Annotated in this window: 15 protein-coding genes; 2 read left to right on the top strand and 13 right to left on the bottom strand. The window is 56.1% G+C overall.

The annotated features are described in order from the left end of the window. Positions 1-12: 12 nt before the first annotated feature. Positions 13-1,119, top strand: a complete 1,107-nt coding sequence (locus ACXADJ_RS17620) for an acyl-CoA dehydrogenase family protein (RefSeq protein ID WP_475068575.1) — start codon at positions 13-15, stop codon at positions 1,117-1,119. 77 nt (positions 1,120-1,196) lie between these two features. On the opposite strand, the gene ACXADJ_RS17615 is transcribed toward ACXADJ_RS17620, so the two are convergent. From ACXADJ_RS17615 to ACXADJ_RS17560, 12 genes are all read right to left on the bottom strand, one after another. After that, on the bottom strand, positions 1,197-2,357 hold the full coding sequence (locus ACXADJ_RS17615) for a hypothetical protein (protein ID WP_475068573.1): 1,161 nt from the start codon (positions 2,355-2,357) through the stop codon (positions 1,197-1,199). Positions 2,358-2,380: 23 nt separating this feature from the next. Continuing rightward, a complete protein-coding gene (locus ACXADJ_RS17610) occupies positions 2,381-3,550 on the bottom strand; it encodes an acyl-CoA dehydrogenase family protein (protein WP_475068571.1) in 1,170 nt (389 codons plus the stop codon). Next, positions 3,547-5,274, bottom strand: coding sequence for a class I adenylate-forming enzyme family protein (locus tag ACXADJ_RS17605; RefSeq protein WP_475068569.1), 1,728 nt, complete (start codon positions 5,272-5,274; stop codon positions 3,547-3,549). Before ACXADJ_RS17605 ends, ACXADJ_RS17610 begins: the two co-directional genes overlap by 4 nt. Further along, positions 5,271-7,241 carry a CoA transferase gene (locus ACXADJ_RS17600; protein ID WP_475068567.1) on the bottom strand — a complete coding sequence of 657 codons (1,971 nt, stop codon included), beginning with the start codon at positions 7,239-7,241 and terminating at the stop codon, positions 5,271-5,273. The genes ACXADJ_RS17605 and ACXADJ_RS17600 overlap by 4 nt, the downstream gene beginning before the upstream one ends. Further along, on the bottom strand, positions 7,241-8,632 hold the full coding sequence (locus ACXADJ_RS17595) for a hypothetical protein (RefSeq protein WP_475068563.1): 1,392 nt from the start codon (positions 8,630-8,632) through the stop codon (positions 7,241-7,243). Before ACXADJ_RS17595 ends, ACXADJ_RS17600 begins: the two co-directional genes overlap by 1 nt. A gap of 132 nt (positions 8,633-8,764) precedes the next feature. Further along, on the bottom strand, positions 8,765-9,817 hold the full coding sequence (locus tag ACXADJ_RS17590) for an OsmC family protein (RefSeq protein WP_475068561.1): 1,053 nt from the start codon (positions 9,815-9,817) through the stop codon (positions 8,765-8,767). A 70-nt stretch (positions 9,818-9,887) separates the two neighbouring features. Further along, positions 9,888-11,234: a trans-sulfuration enzyme family protein gene (locus tag ACXADJ_RS17585; protein ID WP_475068559.1), complete on the bottom strand. Its 1,347-nt coding sequence runs from the start codon at positions 11,232-11,234 to the stop codon at positions 9,888-9,890. Positions 11,235-11,366: 132 nt separating this feature from the next. After that, positions 11,367-11,639, bottom strand: a complete 273-nt coding sequence (locus ACXADJ_RS17580; RefSeq protein WP_475068557.1) for a MoaD/ThiS family protein — start codon at positions 11,637-11,639, stop codon at positions 11,367-11,369. A 12-nt stretch (positions 11,640-11,651) separates the two neighbouring features. After that, a complete protein-coding gene (locus ACXADJ_RS17575) occupies positions 11,652-12,059 on the bottom strand; it encodes a M67 family metallopeptidase (RefSeq protein WP_475068555.1) in 408 nt (135 codons plus the stop codon). Positions 12,060-12,076: 17 nt separating this feature from the next. Then, positions 12,077-13,246, bottom strand: a complete 1,170-nt coding sequence (moeB, locus tag ACXADJ_RS17570; protein WP_475068553.1) for a molybdopterin-synthase adenylyltransferase MoeB — start codon at positions 13,244-13,246, stop codon at positions 12,077-12,079. 439 nt (positions 13,247-13,685) lie between these two features. Then, on the bottom strand, positions 13,686-14,723 hold the full coding sequence (locus ACXADJ_RS17565; protein ID WP_475068551.1) for a methyltransferase family protein: 1,038 nt from the start codon (positions 14,721-14,723) through the stop codon (positions 13,686-13,688). Continuing rightward, positions 14,723-16,801 (bottom strand): TonB-dependent receptor, encoded by a 2,079-nt coding sequence (locus tag ACXADJ_RS17560; protein ID WP_475068548.1) that lies wholly within the window; start codon positions 16,799-16,801, stop codon positions 14,723-14,725. Before ACXADJ_RS17560 ends, ACXADJ_RS17565 begins: the two co-directional genes overlap by 1 nt. Before the next feature lie 183 nt (positions 16,802-16,984). On the opposite strand from ACXADJ_RS17560, the gene ACXADJ_RS17555 reads away from it, so the two are divergent. Further along, a complete protein-coding gene (locus ACXADJ_RS17555; protein WP_475068546.1) occupies positions 16,985-17,959 on the top strand; it encodes a helix-turn-helix domain-containing protein in 975 nt (324 codons plus the stop codon). Positions 17,960-17,963: 4 nt separating this feature from the next. On the opposite strand, the gene ACXADJ_RS17550 is transcribed toward ACXADJ_RS17555, so the two are convergent. Beyond that, a complete protein-coding gene (locus ACXADJ_RS17550) occupies positions 17,964-19,289 on the bottom strand; it encodes an MFS transporter (RefSeq protein WP_475068544.1) in 1,326 nt (441 codons plus the stop codon). Positions 19,290-19,365: the final 76 nt, after the last annotated feature.

The following is a 19,365-nucleotide window of genomic DNA, read 5'->3' as shown; positions in this document are numbered from 1 at the left end:
GACACGCATGTGATGAGTCACCCGATCCTGCAAGACATTGAGTCTTTTTGCACTTCTTCAGTCATACCTTATCTGGAACAACAGAACTGGGCTGCCATTGACTGCCAACCCTTGCGTCAGCAGATGGCCAAACTCGGGCTGTTTGGAGCGGCCATTGCGCCAGAATTTGGCGGCGGCCACTATCCCGCGGCGCTTAATATTCCCATCAACCGACTGCTATCGCGCTTCTGGCTGGCCATTCCGGCCATCTATGGTATCCATGCCCGAGCCAGCCAATACCTGTCGCGCTTTGGCAGCGACCAACAGCAACAACACTACTTGCCCTCAATGGCCACAGGCGAATGGATTGCAGCCCATGCCTATCACGAAAAAAGTAAACGTGCCCCGGAGCAATTCGACACCCGACTGTATTGCCAGCACGGAAAATACCGCCTGTCTGGCAGGAAGGAATGGGTGCTCAATGCCGCCATCGCCAACCTGGTGATTGTGATTGCAAAAAACGACATTCACGGCGGTTGCAGTGCCGTCATCGTAACCCCGGGTATGGTCGGACTGACCATTCACCCCGAGCACCATCGGCGAGGCTTGCAGGGAGTGTCATTGACGGCCATAACCTTTGACGACATCGAGATTACGCCCGACCGTATCATTGGTGGTGTGGAATGCGATGTCAGCACCGTGGCCTGTGGTTATCAACCCGCGCCTTCGCTCAACTTTGCTGCCCGCGCCAGTGGCATTGCCGATGCCCTGGTGCAGCAAACCCGCCAACACTTGCAGCTGGAACTCAAGGATTCTGTGTCACGCGCGACGGTTTATCATCAGTGGGGCCGTATCCGGATGCTGCAAGAGTCGATTCAGGCTCATTTTGAGTTTGCCCTGATCCAACACCGCGAGGAACGCCTGACTCAAGCGGCGGCCTATCGCACCAAAGCCGCCTGTTCAATGAGCCTGACACAGCTGGTGCATGATGCCAGTCGGCTTTGTGGCGGAAACGGTTATGCAGGCCAGGACGGCCGCCTGATTCAACTATTAAGTGATGCCGAATCCCTTTGCTACATCGACACCCCGGACGACATTCTGGTGACGTTATCGGCCCAGCAAGAGCTCGGCCCTCTCTGAATCACCCCTTGCCCCTTTGGACAACCCGGTGCCCGCTCTGGATAACGGGGCGCGGCACCGGGTTTGTCAGAGGGTCCTTAGCAACAAGCCGGGTCTAGTTGGCCATTCAAAGCCATCGACCCCGACAACAGCCAATAGAGAGCCCACGGCGTTTCCAGCATCCGTTTGGTACCGTCACGAGAAACTGCGCAGGCACCGTGAAAGATCGCCGTACCATCATCCGGGTACTCCAGAAAGTCACTGTGCAACATCGCCTGCATTAGTTCACCGGCATCTTGCAAAGCACTGCGGTCACCACTGGCCCGAAACAAAATCAAGGCTGCGACAGCGGCAATCATCATGGCGCTAACGTCATGCTTGGCATCTTGCAGTCGGACCGAGCAGAACTCCGGCTCATCCGACGGGCCTGCTAACAGATCATTTTCCAGCCTATCGAGTGCCAATCCATTCTCCACAAAACACTTCCAGTAGCTCAACGAACGGCGTGCCTGCTGCAGGTACTGACCGCCTTCATAGAAAGCCATCAACGCCAGCGCCAGCGTGCCCCAGGCTTGCCCACGACACCAACGCCCGGCGGGGTCATCGGCACAATAGCCCCCGTCCGCAAAGTGCATCGTCGAGTGCCAGCGGCCATGTTCGTCAAAGCCCTGTCGAATCAGCGTTCGTATGTGGGTTTGCAGGCGATTGGAAACATCGGCCTTGATCGGCTGGGAGCGATAGCGCAATTGAATGATTGCGGCCAGGCTGTCGACCGAAATACAGCGTTCGCCAGCCGCTCCGGCACCCATTGCCGAACCAAGTGGAATTGCCCCCATAGCCGTATCGAAACGATCGGCCAATGCTGCGGCAACCGAATGAAGACGAGTAAAAGAAAAAGCAGCATCAACCGCAGCAGCCGGACCACAGCCTATACCGCTGGCGGGCCAGAAAATAAGGCCGCGATTAACGCTGTTGATGGCGATTTTATCGGCCAATTGCTGCTCAATGGCACGGGCCTTGTTTATCCACAGGCGCTGGCGGGTGAGTTCAGCGTCATAGCGGGCACGCAGCCACCAGCAACCCGCCCAAAATCCTCCCGACCATGAACCGCCACGGGAACAGAACCAGTCGTCACTGGTGAGACCCTCGCGATAAACCGGCAATGTTCCCGTCGGGCATTGTTGTTCAATGACATCCATGCGCCGGAACAAGGCTGGCAACAATGCCTCCAGACGGAGGTTCAAAGACGCCAATGACATCGGCGTCTTCGGATCGCCGTCAATCACGATGTTGCGGCAGTGTCAGAGGGCACTTCAGCAGCAATAAGCCCTTTGCCGATGGTGTTTATCAGAGCGTCTTCAGCACCGTCCAGAATTCTCGCACTGCGAGCCATCTGATAAATACCAGCCAATGGCGTGTCGTCTCCGACCCCGGCCGCGCCAAACACCTGAATGGCATGATCTGCAGCGCAAGAAACCGCCCTGGCAGCGCTGATTTTCGCCAGATTCAACAGCGACCAATCCAGGGGTTGCAGATCGTAGTCACTGGCTACCTGACGGATGATCAACCGGGTACTGGTAATCGCGGCATACACGTCATACACACGCTGGCGAATCAACTGTTTGTCGGCCAGACGGGCGGCCTGGCCTTTTGGGCTGTGAATGCGCTGCTGCATCAACTCAAGGCAACGATCGGCAGCTCCAAGCCAATGGATACTGCGCAAAATACGCCCCAGTGCGACCCGGCTCTGCATGATTTCAAAACCGCTACCAGGCTCGCCCAAACGGTATTCGTCAGCAACCAGCACATCGTCAAAACGGAACTGCCCCTGCCCTAATTGGCGTCCAAACACCGACAGCGAACGCTCCATGATGCAGCCCTCACTGGCAATCGGCACAACAAACATGGTCAGGCGCTGTTGTAGACGAGCCGAGGGATCGGTCACCGCCAACACCGTTATGTAATCGGCTTTGGTGGCATTGCAGATGTACCACTTGCTGCCATTAATACGCCAACCACCCGCATCCTGACGCGCTTGGCATGAAAGAGTGTCAGGCACAGAACCCGGCTGGTCGGGCTCTGTCATTCCATAGGCAGACGTCAGCCGTCCCTGGCTCAGAGGCAACAGAAAACGGGATTTGATCGTTTCATTGCCATAGCGCGATAACATCCGGGCATCCACCGTTGCCAAGCCTCCAAAGAGCGTTGAAGCAAATTCGCTCCTTCCCTCTTCAAAGCCAATGTCGACGTAATCACTCAAGCGTTCAATTTGGCCGCCATACTCCACCGGAAACAGCAAACCCCAGAGTTCAGCCTGTCGAGCTGCTGCGGTCAGCTGCTCTAACCGGGACTCAGCCCCAGCGTCCATCATGGCCAGCTGGTTTTCGAACGGCAGCACCTGTTCGGCAACAAAGGTACGAACCCGCTGCCGTAGCAAACTGGTGTTGCTCATAGCGCCCCCGCCGTTGTCGGACTGATTGCGCCCGGTTGAGCCGCAGTTGCCTTGTCATCACTGGTATCCGCACTGGAGATGTCCGTGATGTTCTCCGCCAACCAGGACACTTCGCTGGCCAATTGCTTCTTGTCGAGTTTGCCAGCGGGACTGAGTGGTAGCTGACGGTAATACACCAGATATTCAGGCAGCTTGTTCACCTCCAGACCTCGTTGTTGCAGGAACGACGCCAGCGCTTTCAGCGACATCCGCTTGGCGCCATCGCGCAAGGTCACGCAAATACACACCCGACACCCCAGATCGGCGTCGGCAATCGGCACACAGGCAGCACTGATGATGTCCGGGTGAGCGGTCGCCTGGTTCTCAATCTGAGCCGGACTGATATTGCTACCACCACGAATGATGATGTCTTTCTTGCGGCCAGCCAGCACCAGATACCCACGCGCATCAATACAGCCAAGATCGCCGGTATAGGCCCAGCCCCCGCGGTCCCGATAGTTTTCATTGAGGGCAGCGTCGTTAACGTACTGCATCGGCGAAATCGGCCCCCGGGCACGGATTTCCCCAACCACACCATCGGCGACGGGAATACGCTGGTCGTCCACAATCTGGATTTCACAAATAGCCGGATTGGGCTTACCCACACTGGAAGCGATCACATCCAGACCATCGCTCATGGTGTTGTGGCAATTCACACCGTCCGCCGAACCGTAAAGGCTGATGAACGCGCAGCCAAAGTTTTCCATGCAGCGCTCAATGGTGGCCTTGTCGATCAGCGCGCCCCCACTCACCAGCGCCACCAGGCTGCTCTTGTCGATCTGCGCCAATCGGGGACTGTTCATCAGACGCTGCATCATGGTCGGCACACCAAGAATATGAGTTGGCCGGTGCTGTTCAATGGCCTCAATGGCCGCGTCCACATCAAACGCAGGTTGCAATACCAGGGAGCCACCAAGCCAACTGAGGATGCCGATGGTGGCCGTTGAGCCAAAGGATGACCCCAGTGGCACCAGATACATGCCACGGAAATCCTGATCGTCTCCAGGATAAATACGCTGCAAAAAGCGCCCGCGACCACCCAGCATGGCGTTATGGGAATACGCCACCAGTTTGGGTTCCGACTCCGTACCGGACGACACCAGCATCCGCACTGGCGAATCCGGATTCACCGTTGGTAAGTTGTGCGCCTCGATCGGTTCGCTGTTGAACAGGCTTTCAAGGGCCAGCCAGCCGTAACGCGCGGTGCCATTCACAACCAGATGGCGCAGGCCAATACTGAAAGGTCGAATCGATTCAATCACCTGGCAGAAGTCGACCTGTTTGTGCTCTGGCTCAATAATCACCACCCGGGCACAACTGCGCTTCAGCAACGATTCAAGGTCCAGTCGACCACGTCCCGGTGGAAACGGTGCTACCACCGCGCCGATGGCGGCGCAGGCCAGATCAATAGCGCAGCAACGCCAACCGTTATTCAGTTGATAAGCTACGGTGTCGCCAGCGACGACACCCAGTTGTGAAAAGCTGTTCGCCAGCCGCTGACTCTTGTCGAGCAACTCTCCAAAACTGACATTGCGATCCGGCGAATAGATCGCGATTTTGTCGGGAAAGCGTTGGGCCTTGTCAACAAACGCCTGATACACAGAGATGTTGGGGTACGAGCCGTCGGCTTTCCATTGATTGCGCAGCGACTGAGGGACGAGATCAATGATTCCAGCTTCGTTCATAGGTAGCTCCATGGAGACATAACACCGATGTAGTGTTGTTTGTATAACCAGGGTCTTGTCAGCGGTTGCTCATACAGCTGGCACAAATCCTGGCAAACAGGTGCAATGGCAACGTTGAAGGCAGGCAACGCCTCCATCAGTTGCTGGGCAGAAAAACGCTGGAACGCCTGCCGGATCATGGCATCGCGTTCGCGGTTGTCGCGACAAAAGTGAACCGAGGTTTCAAGCCCGAGGAACTGCGCCAGTTCAACGGCTTGATCCAGTGCGGGCAAATCCACGGCTACCGGCTCAGTGGCGGTTGCCAATACCAGAGCAGTACGATCGACGCTCGCAGCCACCGTTTGATCGCTGTAGATAGCCGTCAGCTGGGAGTCCGAAAGCAAGGTCGCAGCTCCCAATAACGAGGTTTCGACATACAGCCCCGCACCGTGCATCGCACGGCTCAGTAAAGCCGCCAACACCGCTTGCGAGGCCAGTGCTCCTCCAAGGGTATCCAGCACAGTAAACAAGCTGCTCTGCACGCCCCTGGCGGAGGCCTGACTGATGATGCTGGCAATGCCGGAGCGGGCTTGCACCACAAAATCCGTGCCGGGCAGGCCAGCGCTCTCGGATTCACCTCCGATCGACTCTGCCCAGCCACCGGCATAGCTGTAAATCAACCGCGGGTTGGCCTCACAGAGATGGGTGTCCGATAACTGCAGCTGCTGCGCCTTACCCGGCGCCCAGTTGTGGATAAATACGTCTGCACTGCTGGCGAGTTGGCTGATTTGCTGACGCCCGGCGGCCGTTTTGATATTCACCTCAACGACAGACTTCAATCGATTCAAGGCATCGAAGCGCACCGAGCAGCCGTTACCGACCGGCGGCATACCGCGCAATGGATCGCCACCCGGCGGCTCGAGTCGCACTACGGTTGCGCCCAGCAATCCCAGAATATGAGTCGCGAATGGGCCTTGAATTCGACGGCATGACTCAATCACCCGAATGCGGTTCAGTGGGCCCACCTGTGTATCGGTCGAACCCGGGGCCGATGCCGCAGGCGCCGCCACAGTACTTGCCGCCGCTGCCGACAATGGGCGGAAATACCAGGGGCCTTGTTGCCAAAGGGTATTAAACAAGGAGGATTGGGCGGTCCCGGACAAGTTCTGCAACGGTGCTATTTGCATGCCACTGGCCTCGCAGCGGGATGCGATATCGGCATAGGTGTGACGGCCAAGGGCCGCCACCATGCTACTGGCAATGGGCGACACCGCCTTGGCATAGCGCAGCTGAAAATTGCTCCAGCTCACCGCCGCATCCCGGTCAGAAACGCCCAATTGCTGCCAGAACGCCCGCCATGGCTCCGCCGATAGCGACTCCAACTCAAAGACAACACCGTCAGCAGACCGGAAAGGCGGCTGGCGGGCTGGGTCATCAAAGCCATCCGGTAACGGAAACGGCTCCTCTGCGGTGGCATCGGCCAGGTACTGACCAACGCTTAACAACGCCACCGCCACTGGTGAACAGATACTGACAGCCGCCGTTGAATCGGTATCCGCAATCAGCCGTTGCCGGGCCTGGGCCAGTAAACCGTTGAGCACAAAAATAGCCACCATGCTGGTGATATAGTCCACCCCAAGCGGCTCCAGCCCCGGCTGTTTGCGGCTATGAACGGCCATCACCCCACTCATCGCCTGCAACGTCAGTTCTGACACATAGCAGCCGTGCTGATCCAACAGCGGCACCCGTGTTTCGACGTGCCAGTCAGCTCCCGCGAGCAGCGCCCGCAGGGTTAATCCGCGCTCTGCGTCCAGCGCCTCTGTTTGAACGCCATTCAAGTGGATGCCAAGCCGCTCTGCGTTGCGATCCAACTGCCGTCGCAGTCCGTCGGCAAAACCGCGGAAAGCCAAACCGGCTGGCAGAGCAATGGTCAATTGGAGGCCAGCCAGCAGCGCGTCGTTGGCCAGCCTGGTGGATGAATATGTCACTAGCATGTTCCTTTTTCGAACGCGGCCGGGGCGTCATGCAGGCCTTTGCGGCGACCACTATGGCTGCCGGAACGGGCCCCGCCAGCTGCTGCGGACGGTAGACCACCCGTGCGCCGTAGTTCATCAAAAATGGCATCCAGCACAATGGCAGCGTCCTGTTGATGGTAGATATTGACGCCGACCGGAATTTCCCGGCTGGTTGAATAGGCAATACCCTCTGGCACAAAGCCACCCAGACCGATGCCAAACAGCCCTTTGATTGGCTGATGTTGCGAACAGCAAACCTGATACTGGCCATTCAACGCCGCCAACTGTTGTTCCCGCCGGCAATCCAGAGGTTGATGCTGGTGATCCACCAGTGGTGGAAACGCCGAACGGTAACCGGCCGCCTGAACAACCAGACCAACGTTGTTGCAACATGACCCAGCCACCCCGGATGATAGCTGCGATGCCAACGCCTCCAGTAACTGCACCTTGGGCTCAAGGCCAGCCACGATGTCCTGGTACAACGCCTTGGCATCCCCCCGCAGGCCAGAGAAACGGTTGATACTACGGGTTTCAAAATCGATGCAGCATGGCGCTCCGGCATCGGCGTTGGCACTGAACTCAGGCATATCGCGATAGTGCACCCGCACTGGGCTGCGGGTTGCCAGCACAACCTGTCCAACAGTCAACATCGGGGCAAAGCGATTCAGCAGATAATCGGCAATTGAAAAGGCACTGTGAGACCCACCAACCACCAGAACCTGACGGCCAGCGGCGATACACGCTTTCAGTTCATCATCAATATGTCCCCGCAAGACAGCCTCGGACATCCGCAGCGGACACTGGAACTGGTTGGCATGCGCTTCCACGCTGGGGTTGGGATGTTCGCTGCCACCCGCAGCCAGCACCGCATAACGACTGCGAGCCAACGGCCGGCCATTGGCATCCAGGCTGGTGAACGAGCCATCCTGCTCCACTCGCAGTTTTGCGACCGGGGCTTGCCACATCACATCCGAGTTCTCTTGCTGATCCAGATAGCGACTCAGCTGTAACGAGGCCTGCTGGAAAAAATCAGCCACCCGGGTCAGTGGCGTGCGCTGTTGCTGCATGTCCAATAGCTGTTGCCCGCTGCCGTGCTCGAAGAGTTCGCGGAAGAAGCCATTGCGCGGAATACCGGCAAGGAAGTCATTGGCCGGTGAATTGGAATTGATATGAAACTTCAAGCCAGCGAAATCTGCTTGCTGACGCGCATCCAGATACACCAGCCCCAGCTCGGCCAACTGCTCCAGTTGTTGCCGGGCATCCGCCGCAAAAGCGATACCAAGACCGGATACGCCATACCCGACCACCTGTAGCAGTGTCTGTGGTGGCTGCGTCCGCCCAATCTGTTGACTGTGTGATGTCATGCTGCCTTCTCCTGCAGCCGGTGCCTCTTACCAACACCGACTGTCACTCACCGATTGTTCCGCCCGAGTCCGCTGCAACAGCGATGCTGGCAAGGGCGAGCAAAGCCCATGCAGTATCCCTGTCACCAGATGTCAGCCCTGACTCACCAACTCAAGCAGTTGCTGGCCATCACGGAACAGGTTCAATTTGACTTGCTGGGGTTCAATCAACAGGCGGGCAACCGGCGACGTTTCGATCGCTCTGGTAATCAGGTCGTCAAATGTACTGGCTGGCAGCTCGCTATCGATTCGGAAATCGGCCTTGATGGCCTGCAGCTTGCTAGGCACAGAAGGGTCGATGCCCAGCATGCCACGCATATCAACGTAACCTGTGGTACGAACATTCAAGCCATTCAGAGACAAGCCTTCGTCCGCGGCCAGGGCAATGAAGGTTTTCGACAGACAGGCGGCAAACGCCGACATCAGGATTTCCTGCGGGTTGGCACCCTTATCAATCCCTCCCGCCTGCTTCGGCTGATCAACCCGGGTGTAACGTACTTCGTCGTAGGTCACCAGCAGCTGGAAACCGTATTCCCAATCCATCCGAACAATCAGCTCGCGCGCCGTGGATTCCGGCTCAACGGCTTTCACGGACGCCAGTTCGAGGTTGGAGTCTCCAACCTGGATGGCGTTACGCTCAACAATGGTGCGGTGATTTGGGCTGTGGTTGGAGAGCTTTTTCAACACCTCGGCAAACAACAAGTTGTCCTGCTCGGACTCCGCCTCAAAGTCCACCCGGTAGTCAAAGTCTTTCAGAATCGCCGGCTGCTGAGCGTCCTTCGGATAGTGCTTACCCTTGACGGTGAAGCGCAGGCTCTGAATGTTGCGCCCACAGGTAGTCGCACCTTTGACCATGGTCAGCATGGCACAGGCACCCAACCCCGTAAGCGCCAGCTCTTCTGGCGTAAAGACCAGCTCGCCGCCGGCCACCTCGGATACCGAAGCATCTTCAGCAAAGGTGACTCGCCATTGAAAATCACGAGCACTCTTCACCGAGCCAATACGAGCCGAATTGACGAAGGCCAACAGCGCGTTACCGCCGGCCCACTGGGCCTCGGCATCGTACTGAAAAACACCTTGGGCAAAATCATCACGAATCTCATGCATCAACTCGCTGACACCAGCGACATTCACACCATTTTTCATAAGTTCATCCATCGATAAATTGGTCTTAACCGGCAGCGCCATCCGCTGCCTGGCTGCTTGATTACGGGTGTCAGGACTCCATCACCGGCTCGGTCTGCTGAGCTGACGCAGCCGCTCGCAGCGCCTGATCCAGGTCGAGCAACAGGTCTTCGGCGTTTTCAATGCCCACAGACAGACGCACCAGACCCGGACGAATACCGATCAACTCACGCTGATGATCGTTTAAAGAACTGTGCGATGTGTTGAACGGCATGCTCACCAGCGACTCGACACCGCCCAGACTGGTGGCAACCTGTGGGATGGTCAGCCCCTCCAGGAAACGCAGGGCAGCTTCATCACCACCGCGCACCACAAAGCTGACCACGCCGCCGTATTGGCCGTCGCAAAGTTGCTTCATTTCGGTGAATTCGTAGTCGTCCAGCGATGGGTGATACACCTGCTCGATGCAATCGTGGCGGGCCAACGACTGGGCAATGTAGTTGGCGTTATTGACGTGAGCCTGCATCCGCAGCGACAGGGTTTTCATACCGCGCTCCAGCAAGAAGCAGGAGTTCGGGTCCAGCTGGCCTCCCAGACGCAACATCTGCGCCCAGACCCGATCCATAAACTTGCGCGAGCCCGCCGCAACGCCGGCGGTCATGTCACTGTGTCCGTTGAGGTATTTGGTCGCACTGTGAATAACCACATCGGCACCGAGATCCAGCGGCCGCAGCGCCGTTGGAGACAGGAAGGTGTTATCGATCACCACCAGAATGTCGTGCTTGCGGGCCAGCTCACAGATGGATTTAAGCGGCAATCCCTTCAGCAATGGGTTCGACAATCCCTCAAACAGAAACATCTGGGTGTTCGGTTTGATTGCCGCTTCAATGTCTTCCAGCCGGGTTGAATCCACAAAGGCCACTTCACGGCCAGCCTGGTGAAGGTCTTCACGAAGCAGATTGTAGGTACCGCCATACACGTCGTACGAGGAAATAATATGACCGCCACGGTTTGTCAGAGCGAACAGAGTGGTCGCAATGGCCGACATGCCGGAAGAAAACACCACGGCGCTTTCCGCATTCTCCAGCGCCGCGACTTTTTCCTGCACGCTCCACTGGGTCGGATTGCCATAGCGCGTGTAAATCGGCACATCTCGCGTCACGCCTTCAAAGAAAGCATCGTAGGTTTTGTCACCAAACAGAAAGGTCGTACTGTGGAAAACTGGCGTCCCGACAGCGCCAGAAACCGGGTCCTGATAAGTGCCCGCATGTACCGATAGCGTCGAGGCACCCATGCTGCGATCCAGAGTATGGTGATTGGCCGTACGAGGACCGGGAACCCGCTTACGATTAAGCTGGTCCATCCAGCTGGTTTTGGCATTGGCCTCAGGCATTGACCCTTCTGCGACCAGATTTGACCGCTTTTGATTATCCGTCATGGAAATACTCTCTATGGAAATTTTGGACGCAGTAAACTCAGCGGAGATCACCACTTGTTCGTTTAAATACAGACATATAACGCCGATCAAGGGCCCTCTGGACAAAGGCCCCTGTGAATGAAAGGCCGTTATTTAACCGCCAGCAACGGCTGGTAAAATGGTAATTTCATCACCGGCCTTAACTGTGGCATCGAGCTTGCCTGAAAAACGAATATCCTGTTCGTTAACAAAGATATTCACATATCGATTAAGCTCATCAGCAGAAACCAGGCGATCTTTTATTCCCGGGTTACCTTGTTCCAAATCATCAATAAGGTCTCGTATCGTACTGCCATTTCCGGTAATAACTTTTTGCTGTTTTGTCAGCGGCAACATAACCGCAGGCACATTGACTTTAATATCCATCATTTTCCCCGATCAATTTAAAATCCGAACACTTTCTTCAATGACAATATTCGATGAAATACGAAAACTTCTGAGCTTGTCTTCAACAGCCGCATCGGTCGAAACAATCAGATAGTGGCATTCCGGATGACCAGAAAACTCGACATCCGTGCGACTTGGATAGGCCTCTGAATGAGTGTGCGAATGAAACACCGCCAACGGAAATTCACCGTTGGCTTCCATCTCTTTCCAGACCTTCAATTGCTCAGCTGGATTGAACTGAAAATACTCTTCAGAGTTGGCTACATTATCCATGGGCACAAAGCGGGTTTGTGCTGGCGACTCTTTCTTCGACAGCAACAAACCACAGGCTTCAATCGGGTGCTTTGCCTCAGCAAATGACACCAGCGACTCAACAATGGATTTGGAAATTTCAATCACTGCGTCCCCTCCTTAACTCAATAAACGGGCAGGTCGGTTTCCACTTCCCGAACCCAGGAAATGATTCCGCCATCAAGGTTACTGACGTTCGAATAGCCCGATTCCACCAGCAGCCTTGCGACCTTCAACGAGCGGGCTCCGCTCTTGCACATCACCACGATGCGTTCGTCTTTGCCGTAACCTTCAAACGAGGCAAGTGAAAGATCGCTGGATGGAATATTGACGGCCTGATCGAGCTTGACGATGTCGGTTTCGCCCTTCTCGCGCACATCAATCAAGTGGAAACGTTCGTCACTGTTGAGCAGACTGGAAAGCCAGTGAACGTCAACGGTCTCGACTTCAACGGCGGATTCGGCGGGCGTCTGCAACGACGTAGCTGCGCAGAAATATTCGTAATCAACCAGAGCATCCGGTACGAAGCGGTCTTCCGCCTTGTGAATCGGAAATTTTCGGAAAGTCATGCCGAGGGCGTCATAAACCATCAGGGTTCCTAGCAAGCTGTCACCCATACCAGCAATCAGTTTGATGGCTTCAGTGGCCATGATGGACCCGATGGCAGCACACAGAACGCCCAGCACACCACCTTCAGAGCAGGAAGGCGCATACTCCGGCGGTGGTGGCTCGGGGTACAAATCACGATAGTTGATGCCCCGGCCATCGGGAGCCTGCTCCCAAAACACCGAGACCTGCCCCTCGAAGCGATAGATTGACCCCCAAACATAAGGCTTGCCGGCCAGAACGCAGGCGTCATTGACGAGGTAACGTGTGGGGAAGTTATCAGTACCATCCAACACCAGATCAAAACCTGAAATGATGTCGAGAGCGTTATCCTTGCTCAGACCAGCATCAAACAACTCGACCTGTACGTGCGGGTTAATGGCCAGGATGGCATCACGGGCACTTTCAATTTTCTTGCGACCCACATCCGCCATTCCATGAATGACCTGACGCTGCAGGTTGGATGTATCGACAACATCAAAATCAATAATGCCAATGGTGCCTACCCCAGCTGCAGCAAGATACAGCAAACAGGGAGACCCCAAACCACCAGCCCCAACAAACAAAACGCGGCTGGACTTCAGCGCTTGCTGACCCGCCAAACCAAATTCAGGAAGAATAAGGTGACGACTGTATCGAGCAACTTCTTCGTTATTTAATACTTCCGAGCTGGTTGTTTCTATTTTCATACCAACCTCTTTGCCAACTTTTGCAGTAGCTATCGCTATTAAATTCTGCAACCAATGTATCGAGGGGCATTTCCAGCAACTATAAAAACATGAACAGCGGACTATAAATTAAAGAGCATTATTGATAATAATTTGCACTCTAATTTGCAAATCACAATAACAAGTTTAAATATACGAACAAGATCACAAAAATTGCGTCTTATTAATATTCATATTCTGACGTTTTTTGAATGACAAAGGCGTAGGCCCCTTCTGAATAACTCTGTACGGAGACAGAACCAGAGCGAGAGCTTTACAGGATTATTCAGAGCACTCTAAGGTGAAAACCTGACATGGCAGCAGGTCGAAGACGTGCAACCCAATTGAGGGCACTAGGGACATCTATTTAATCCTGCACGGCTCTGCGCGAGCACCGGATTAAATAGATGTCCCCTATCGGTTACCCCGGCCGCATGCCGCTGGTTAGCACCATTGGGCCAAACGGGGTGTCGAGCTTTTCGCTACACACATCAACATAGCCGGTGCGCGTCAGTGCGGCTTGTATATCGCCCTGATTAAACGACAAGTCATTGCCATTCATGGCCGGGGTAAATCGGCCTAACACGTGGTAGCTTGGTTGGGTTCGTTCGTTGTACAAGCCTTCGTGTAACGACAGCATGACACCGCCGGGCTTCAACTGCTGTTTAAGCCGCATGAGCAGTCCGTCGAGGTCATTGGCAAAGTAAAGTGCCATGGACGACCAAACCAGATCGTACAGCCCACCCAGTTCAATCTTGTTGAAGTCACCTGCCAGCAGGTTAAGGCGCGTTTGGCTGTCCGCGGGGAGCTGGTCGAGCCGTTGACGGATGCAGTCGATACTTTGCGGCAGGTCCTGTAGCGTCAGCGTCAGCGCCGGGTATCGCTCAAGTAAGGACGACGCCAGGGTTTCCGATCCAGCGCCCAGGTCCAGCATCTGCCAGTCGCCAACGGCACGTTGCGCCAGCGTATCAGCCCAGGGCTCTATCAAGCCCAATACGTAGTCGTTACTGGTGCTGCGATGGAATGCCAGCAAGTTGTCAGAGGCCGTTTGCCAGAAATTGGCATCGCGGAAATTCATCCGTGACTGGTCGTTGGCGTCGTCGGCGGCTGACGGGGTTGCCGCCAGTAACTGCTTGATGCGGTCAACCGACATCTGTTTAACCTTCGCCATATGCAGCAGGTTGGCCACCATGCTGCGCGGATCGTTCGAGCTCAACAGGCTTTGGTATTGCTCTGCCAGTTGGTACCGCTGCTGCCGCTTGTGAAGAATGCCGAGACTGGCCAGTGCATCCAGTAACAGGCCTAACTTGTCCGGATTCAACCGGGTCTGCTCGGCGACATGCGCTGCCTTGACCGGCTGGAACAGAAAGTCGAAGACCTTCAGCTCCAGCGCAGCTTGCAGCAAGTTCCAGTGAATGGGCGCTTGCACCCATTCCAGTAATTGCTTTGAGGCTGTCATTAAAAATCGGCTCCAATACGAACACCGATATAACGTGGCGCTTTGTCTTCCACCGCAACCCCAACCCCTGACACGGTGACGGCTCGTTCAAACACTTCTTCGTTGGTCAGGTTGGTTGCCACCAGGGCGACTTCGAGCTGCCCCAGCTGGGACTCTGCGAAGCGGTAGCCGAGGTCGGCATCGATCATGCGATAGCCGTCCTGCTTGATGCTGTTGGCAGAGTCAAAGTAGTACTCGCTGCTGCCGTGCAGGTTCACGCTGGCAAAGAAGCCATAGTAAGGATCGTATTGGGCTGTCAGACCATAGCTGGCTTTGGGGGCATAAGGCAGGTCATTGCCGGAATAGTCCTGCGCCACCAGGTTGTAATTCACCAGCCCGGATACCTCGTAGTCTTCCGCCTCGGTGTTCAGATAACCCAGCTGGCCTTTCAGGCTCCAGTCATTCTCAAAGCGGTATTCCGCTGCCACTTCTGCACCCTGGCTGACAACGCTGGCGGCATTCGAGGTATGGAACGAGAAGTCCTGGGACACATCGGTAACCTGTTTATCACGGGTGGCAATGTGGAACACACTGGCTTGCAGGTTCAGGCGTTGGTCCAGACTCGCCAGCTTGAAGCCCGCTTCCAGATTGCGGCTGGTTTCCTTGTCATACACCAGCGTGTCAGCCGATCCCGCACCGGTGTAGTTGTAGCCGCCCGGCATATAGCCTTTGGCATAGCTGAGGTAAACCGAGCGGTCGTCCGCCAGCGCATAGGACGCAAACACTTTGGGCAACCAGGTGGTGCTTTTGCTGTCATCGCCGTAACTGGATTCAAAGCCGTTGATCAAACGGGTTTGGTCGCCTTGCTGGGTGAGCTTTTCGCCACGCAGGCCAAAGCCGACTTTCAACGCACTGGTCAATGCCAGTTCCGCCTGACCAAACAGCGCCACTCCGCGTTGTTTAATGTCGGTGGTGCGGGCTTGAGGCACCATCGCCGCCTGCTCGAAGTAGACGTCGGTGTGTTCCTTGAAGGCGTACAAACCGGCCAACCATTTGAGGTCGCCCTGCTCGGAAGAGAGACGCACTTCCTGCGACAGCATGCGGTCCTGCAAGTCCAGCTCGGAGTAGTAGGACGCCATGGCGTTGAGGTCCAGGTCTTGTACAAAATCGCGGTCGAAACGGGTCAGGCCTGTGACCGCTTCCAGCTTGAGATCGCCCAGCTGCTGCACCACGTTGATGGAGTGAATGCGACTGGTACGATCGTCATGGCTGTCGGTATTGTAGTTCGTGGTGTAGCGGTCCGTGGCCATCATGCCAGTGTCGTAGCGCAAGCGACCTTTGCCATCCCGACGGGATTCCATCAGCGTATTGAACTGCACATGGCCCGCTGAACCGGTCAGAAACTTCAAACCGGCATTGATAGTACGGCGATCTTGCGAGCCGCTCTCATTGTCGTCGGTGACCTCATTCAGATTCGGCCCCTGGGAGTCCTGCCAGCTCAGACCTATGCTGCCTTGTATGGCATCGGCAACCAGCTCACCACTGGCTCCCAGATTGATCAACTGATGAGCCGCGTCGCCGTCCGCCCCGGACAGTTGGCCGGAATTCAATTGCGCCTGAAAGTGCCTCTGTGCCGATGGCTGCTGACTGTAAACCTTGATCACGCCCGCTTCAGAGTTACGGCCATAGAGCGAACCCTGCGGTCCTTTTACCAGTTCAATCTGACGGGCATTGTCCAGTGCTGGTAGCTGGCTGCCGCCCAGTGGCAAAGCCACACCGTCGTAGTAATAGGCCACCGGTTCGTACAAGCCGGTGTCAAAGCCGCCGCTGCCACGCACCACCACCCGGGTTTGAACACTGGAGTCTTCAATCCGTACATTGGGTGCAAAGGCAGCCAACGCTGCGATACCCAGGTCGCTCTCTTCACTGTCGATAACGTTTACGGTATCTGGTACATCTGCCGGGGCTTCCTGCCAATAACGCGCTTGCACCACCACCTCGGGAATCGCTGCATCGTCGCTTGTAGTAGCCCACACCTGAGTGGCAGACGTTGCCATCACAATCAGGCCTGGCAGCCTGATCCATTGCCATTGGGTCATTATGTGTCCTCTGAAAACATCCCTAAAAAACGCAGACGATGATTTCAGAGCAAGCAGACTGGCGACTATCAAACGCCGTGCACCGGGCTGTTAAATAACGAGCATACGGAATTCAACCAGCTTTACTTTTAGTAATGATTCTCATTAAGATTGAAAAAATCATCCATACACTCAGGAGCCAGCATGCCAATGACTGCAAGCGCCAGTCGCATTGCCATGAGCAGTTTCCCCGGAAGCTCCGCGCTTAAACGCGGCTCCTGGGTGGTCCAGACGTTACCGGCCAGCTCTGGCAGCGTTGACTTCCGGATTTGTCACTTGTGCAGCCAGATCAGCTGCACCGTCAGTGACTGTAATCTGACCGAGGACTTTGATAACCAGATTCCTTACGACCAACCCGTCACCTTGCTGGTATTCGGCCTTAAGGGACAAACCCATTTCCGCTTTGCCGATCACAGTGCTGAGTGCGTCGTCAGAGAGGGGGATGTCTGGCTCATCAACACCGTCGGTGAACCGATCGAACGACATACACCGAAGGGAACGCGCGCCAACATGGTGGTGCTCAAATACGCGACCGCGCGCATCAACGAAGCCTTCACCGAAGCAGACGATATCCACCAGCTGTTGGATCAAAATCGTATCGTGCGGTTGGCCCGTCAGCAGCCACTGGATCAGCGGGTGTCGCGGATTACAGAAAATCCCATGCAAACACCGTCATCGCGGATATTGGCCGAAGCCCGGGCACTGGAGATTCTGGCGCACTGGGTCGCAGCGGCAGACAGCCGCAGCCAGCCGACGTCCCTTGCCGCAAACCACGATCATTCTCCACGCTCCGATGCCCTCAAACAGGTTATGGCACAGCTGGTGAGTGATTTGACCCGCTCACCCAGCTTGCAGGATCTGGCCCGCGCTTCAGGCATCAGCCACACCTGTTTGAACAGGCATTTTCGCAAACAGTACGGGATGACCGTCTTTGAGTGGTTCCGTACCCACAAACTGGAACGGGCCCAGCACTACCTCGCCGATGAGCAGCGTTCGATCACCGACATCGCCCACCAATGTGGTTTCAGCAGCGCCAGCCATTTTGGCCAGTGCTTCAAAAAGCAGTATGGCTGCTCACCGGCGCAATACCGGGAGCAGCTTCCGGGTGGGGCCTGCTAAGCAATCAGGCCCGCCAAGCAAACGATCGCAGCCGTTGCCAACCGTTCAGAGTCACAAACACCAGCAACACCACTGCCAGCAAAACCGCGCCCAGCCAATACGGCATCGCGGTACTGACAGCCAATACAGCCGCGCCTGTAATCGGCCCAATGGCCATACCAACACCTTTACCAAAACCGTTTATGCCTGCCGCCTTGGCCTGGTCCCGGGGCGTCACCACAAGACTCAGCAACGCCAGATTACAGGGTAACAACACACCAATCCCCAACCCCATCAACGCCATCGACAGCAACAAAGCCTGCGGCGTTGTCGCCAGTGCCGCCAGAATCAAAGCCAGCACCGCAACCCCGGCTCCCACCGTCGCCATCATTCGGGGAGGCAGTTTCAACAGCGCAACCAGCACCAACTGGGAGAAAATCATCGCCAACATCGACAGCATCATGATGCGCCCGGCAAACTGGATAGACGCATTGAAGTCGAAGCCAAAATCATCCTGCAGTCGCAGCGCGGTGACTTGCTGGATCAGGCTGTACACCGTCAGGCACAACAACGTGGTCAACAAAAATGGCAGCATTACCGACCAGCGACCTACCGCGCCTGTCAAGCCTGTTGAGGCATTGGCCGCAGCCGCTGACTCTGGATTAGCCACCTCTGGCTGCGCGGCCGCTTGTCCTGCATCCAAACCGACTTGCTCTGTTTCGGGGTGACTGAGCCCCAGCCAAATGCTGCAACCCAGCAAGGACAGGGCAATCAGGTAAAACCCTTCCAACACATGATCGCCACCGGTGGTCATGGCCAACACACCTCCCAGCACAGTGCCAATCCCGAACGAGCCACCCAGCAAACCCATACCGCGGCTACGCTGCTCCGGCACGGTCAAATCCGCAATCACCGCCTGTGCCGCGGGCATCAGGCCGCCACTGGCGCAGGCATGTGCCCACCGAACCGCCAGCACCGACATCAGCAGGGTTTGCATTGGCAGCCACTGTCTGGCACCGGCTTCAAACACCAACACCAGTAGCCCAAAGCCCATAGCAGTACCAAAGGCGCCGAACAGCATCACAAAACGCCGTCCCCTGGCGTCGCAAATCCAGCCCCAGAAAGGCGCAGCCAACGTCAGCACCAAAGCACCGCCGCCCATCACCACACCCGCTTGCATGTCCGTTAGCGAATACTCCCGTGCCAACGCCGGAAACGTAATCACAAAATAGGCATGCCCGACGGCACTGCAAATCAGGGTTAAAAACATCGGAATAAAGGACTTTCCGGGCAGCGCTGCTGCCATCGAGGGCGACCCGGCATCGGCTGGGCCAGTCGTTGAATGAAGCACAAAACGCTCCCGCTGCGAATGAAAGACAGCCCGAGACTAACCAGCCTGTTTTCAACGCGATATCAAGCGGGTAAAC

Source organism: Oceanobacter sp. ABM4_470, from assembly GCF_056158645.1.
This window is presented reverse-complemented; position numbering and strand designations above follow the sequence as displayed.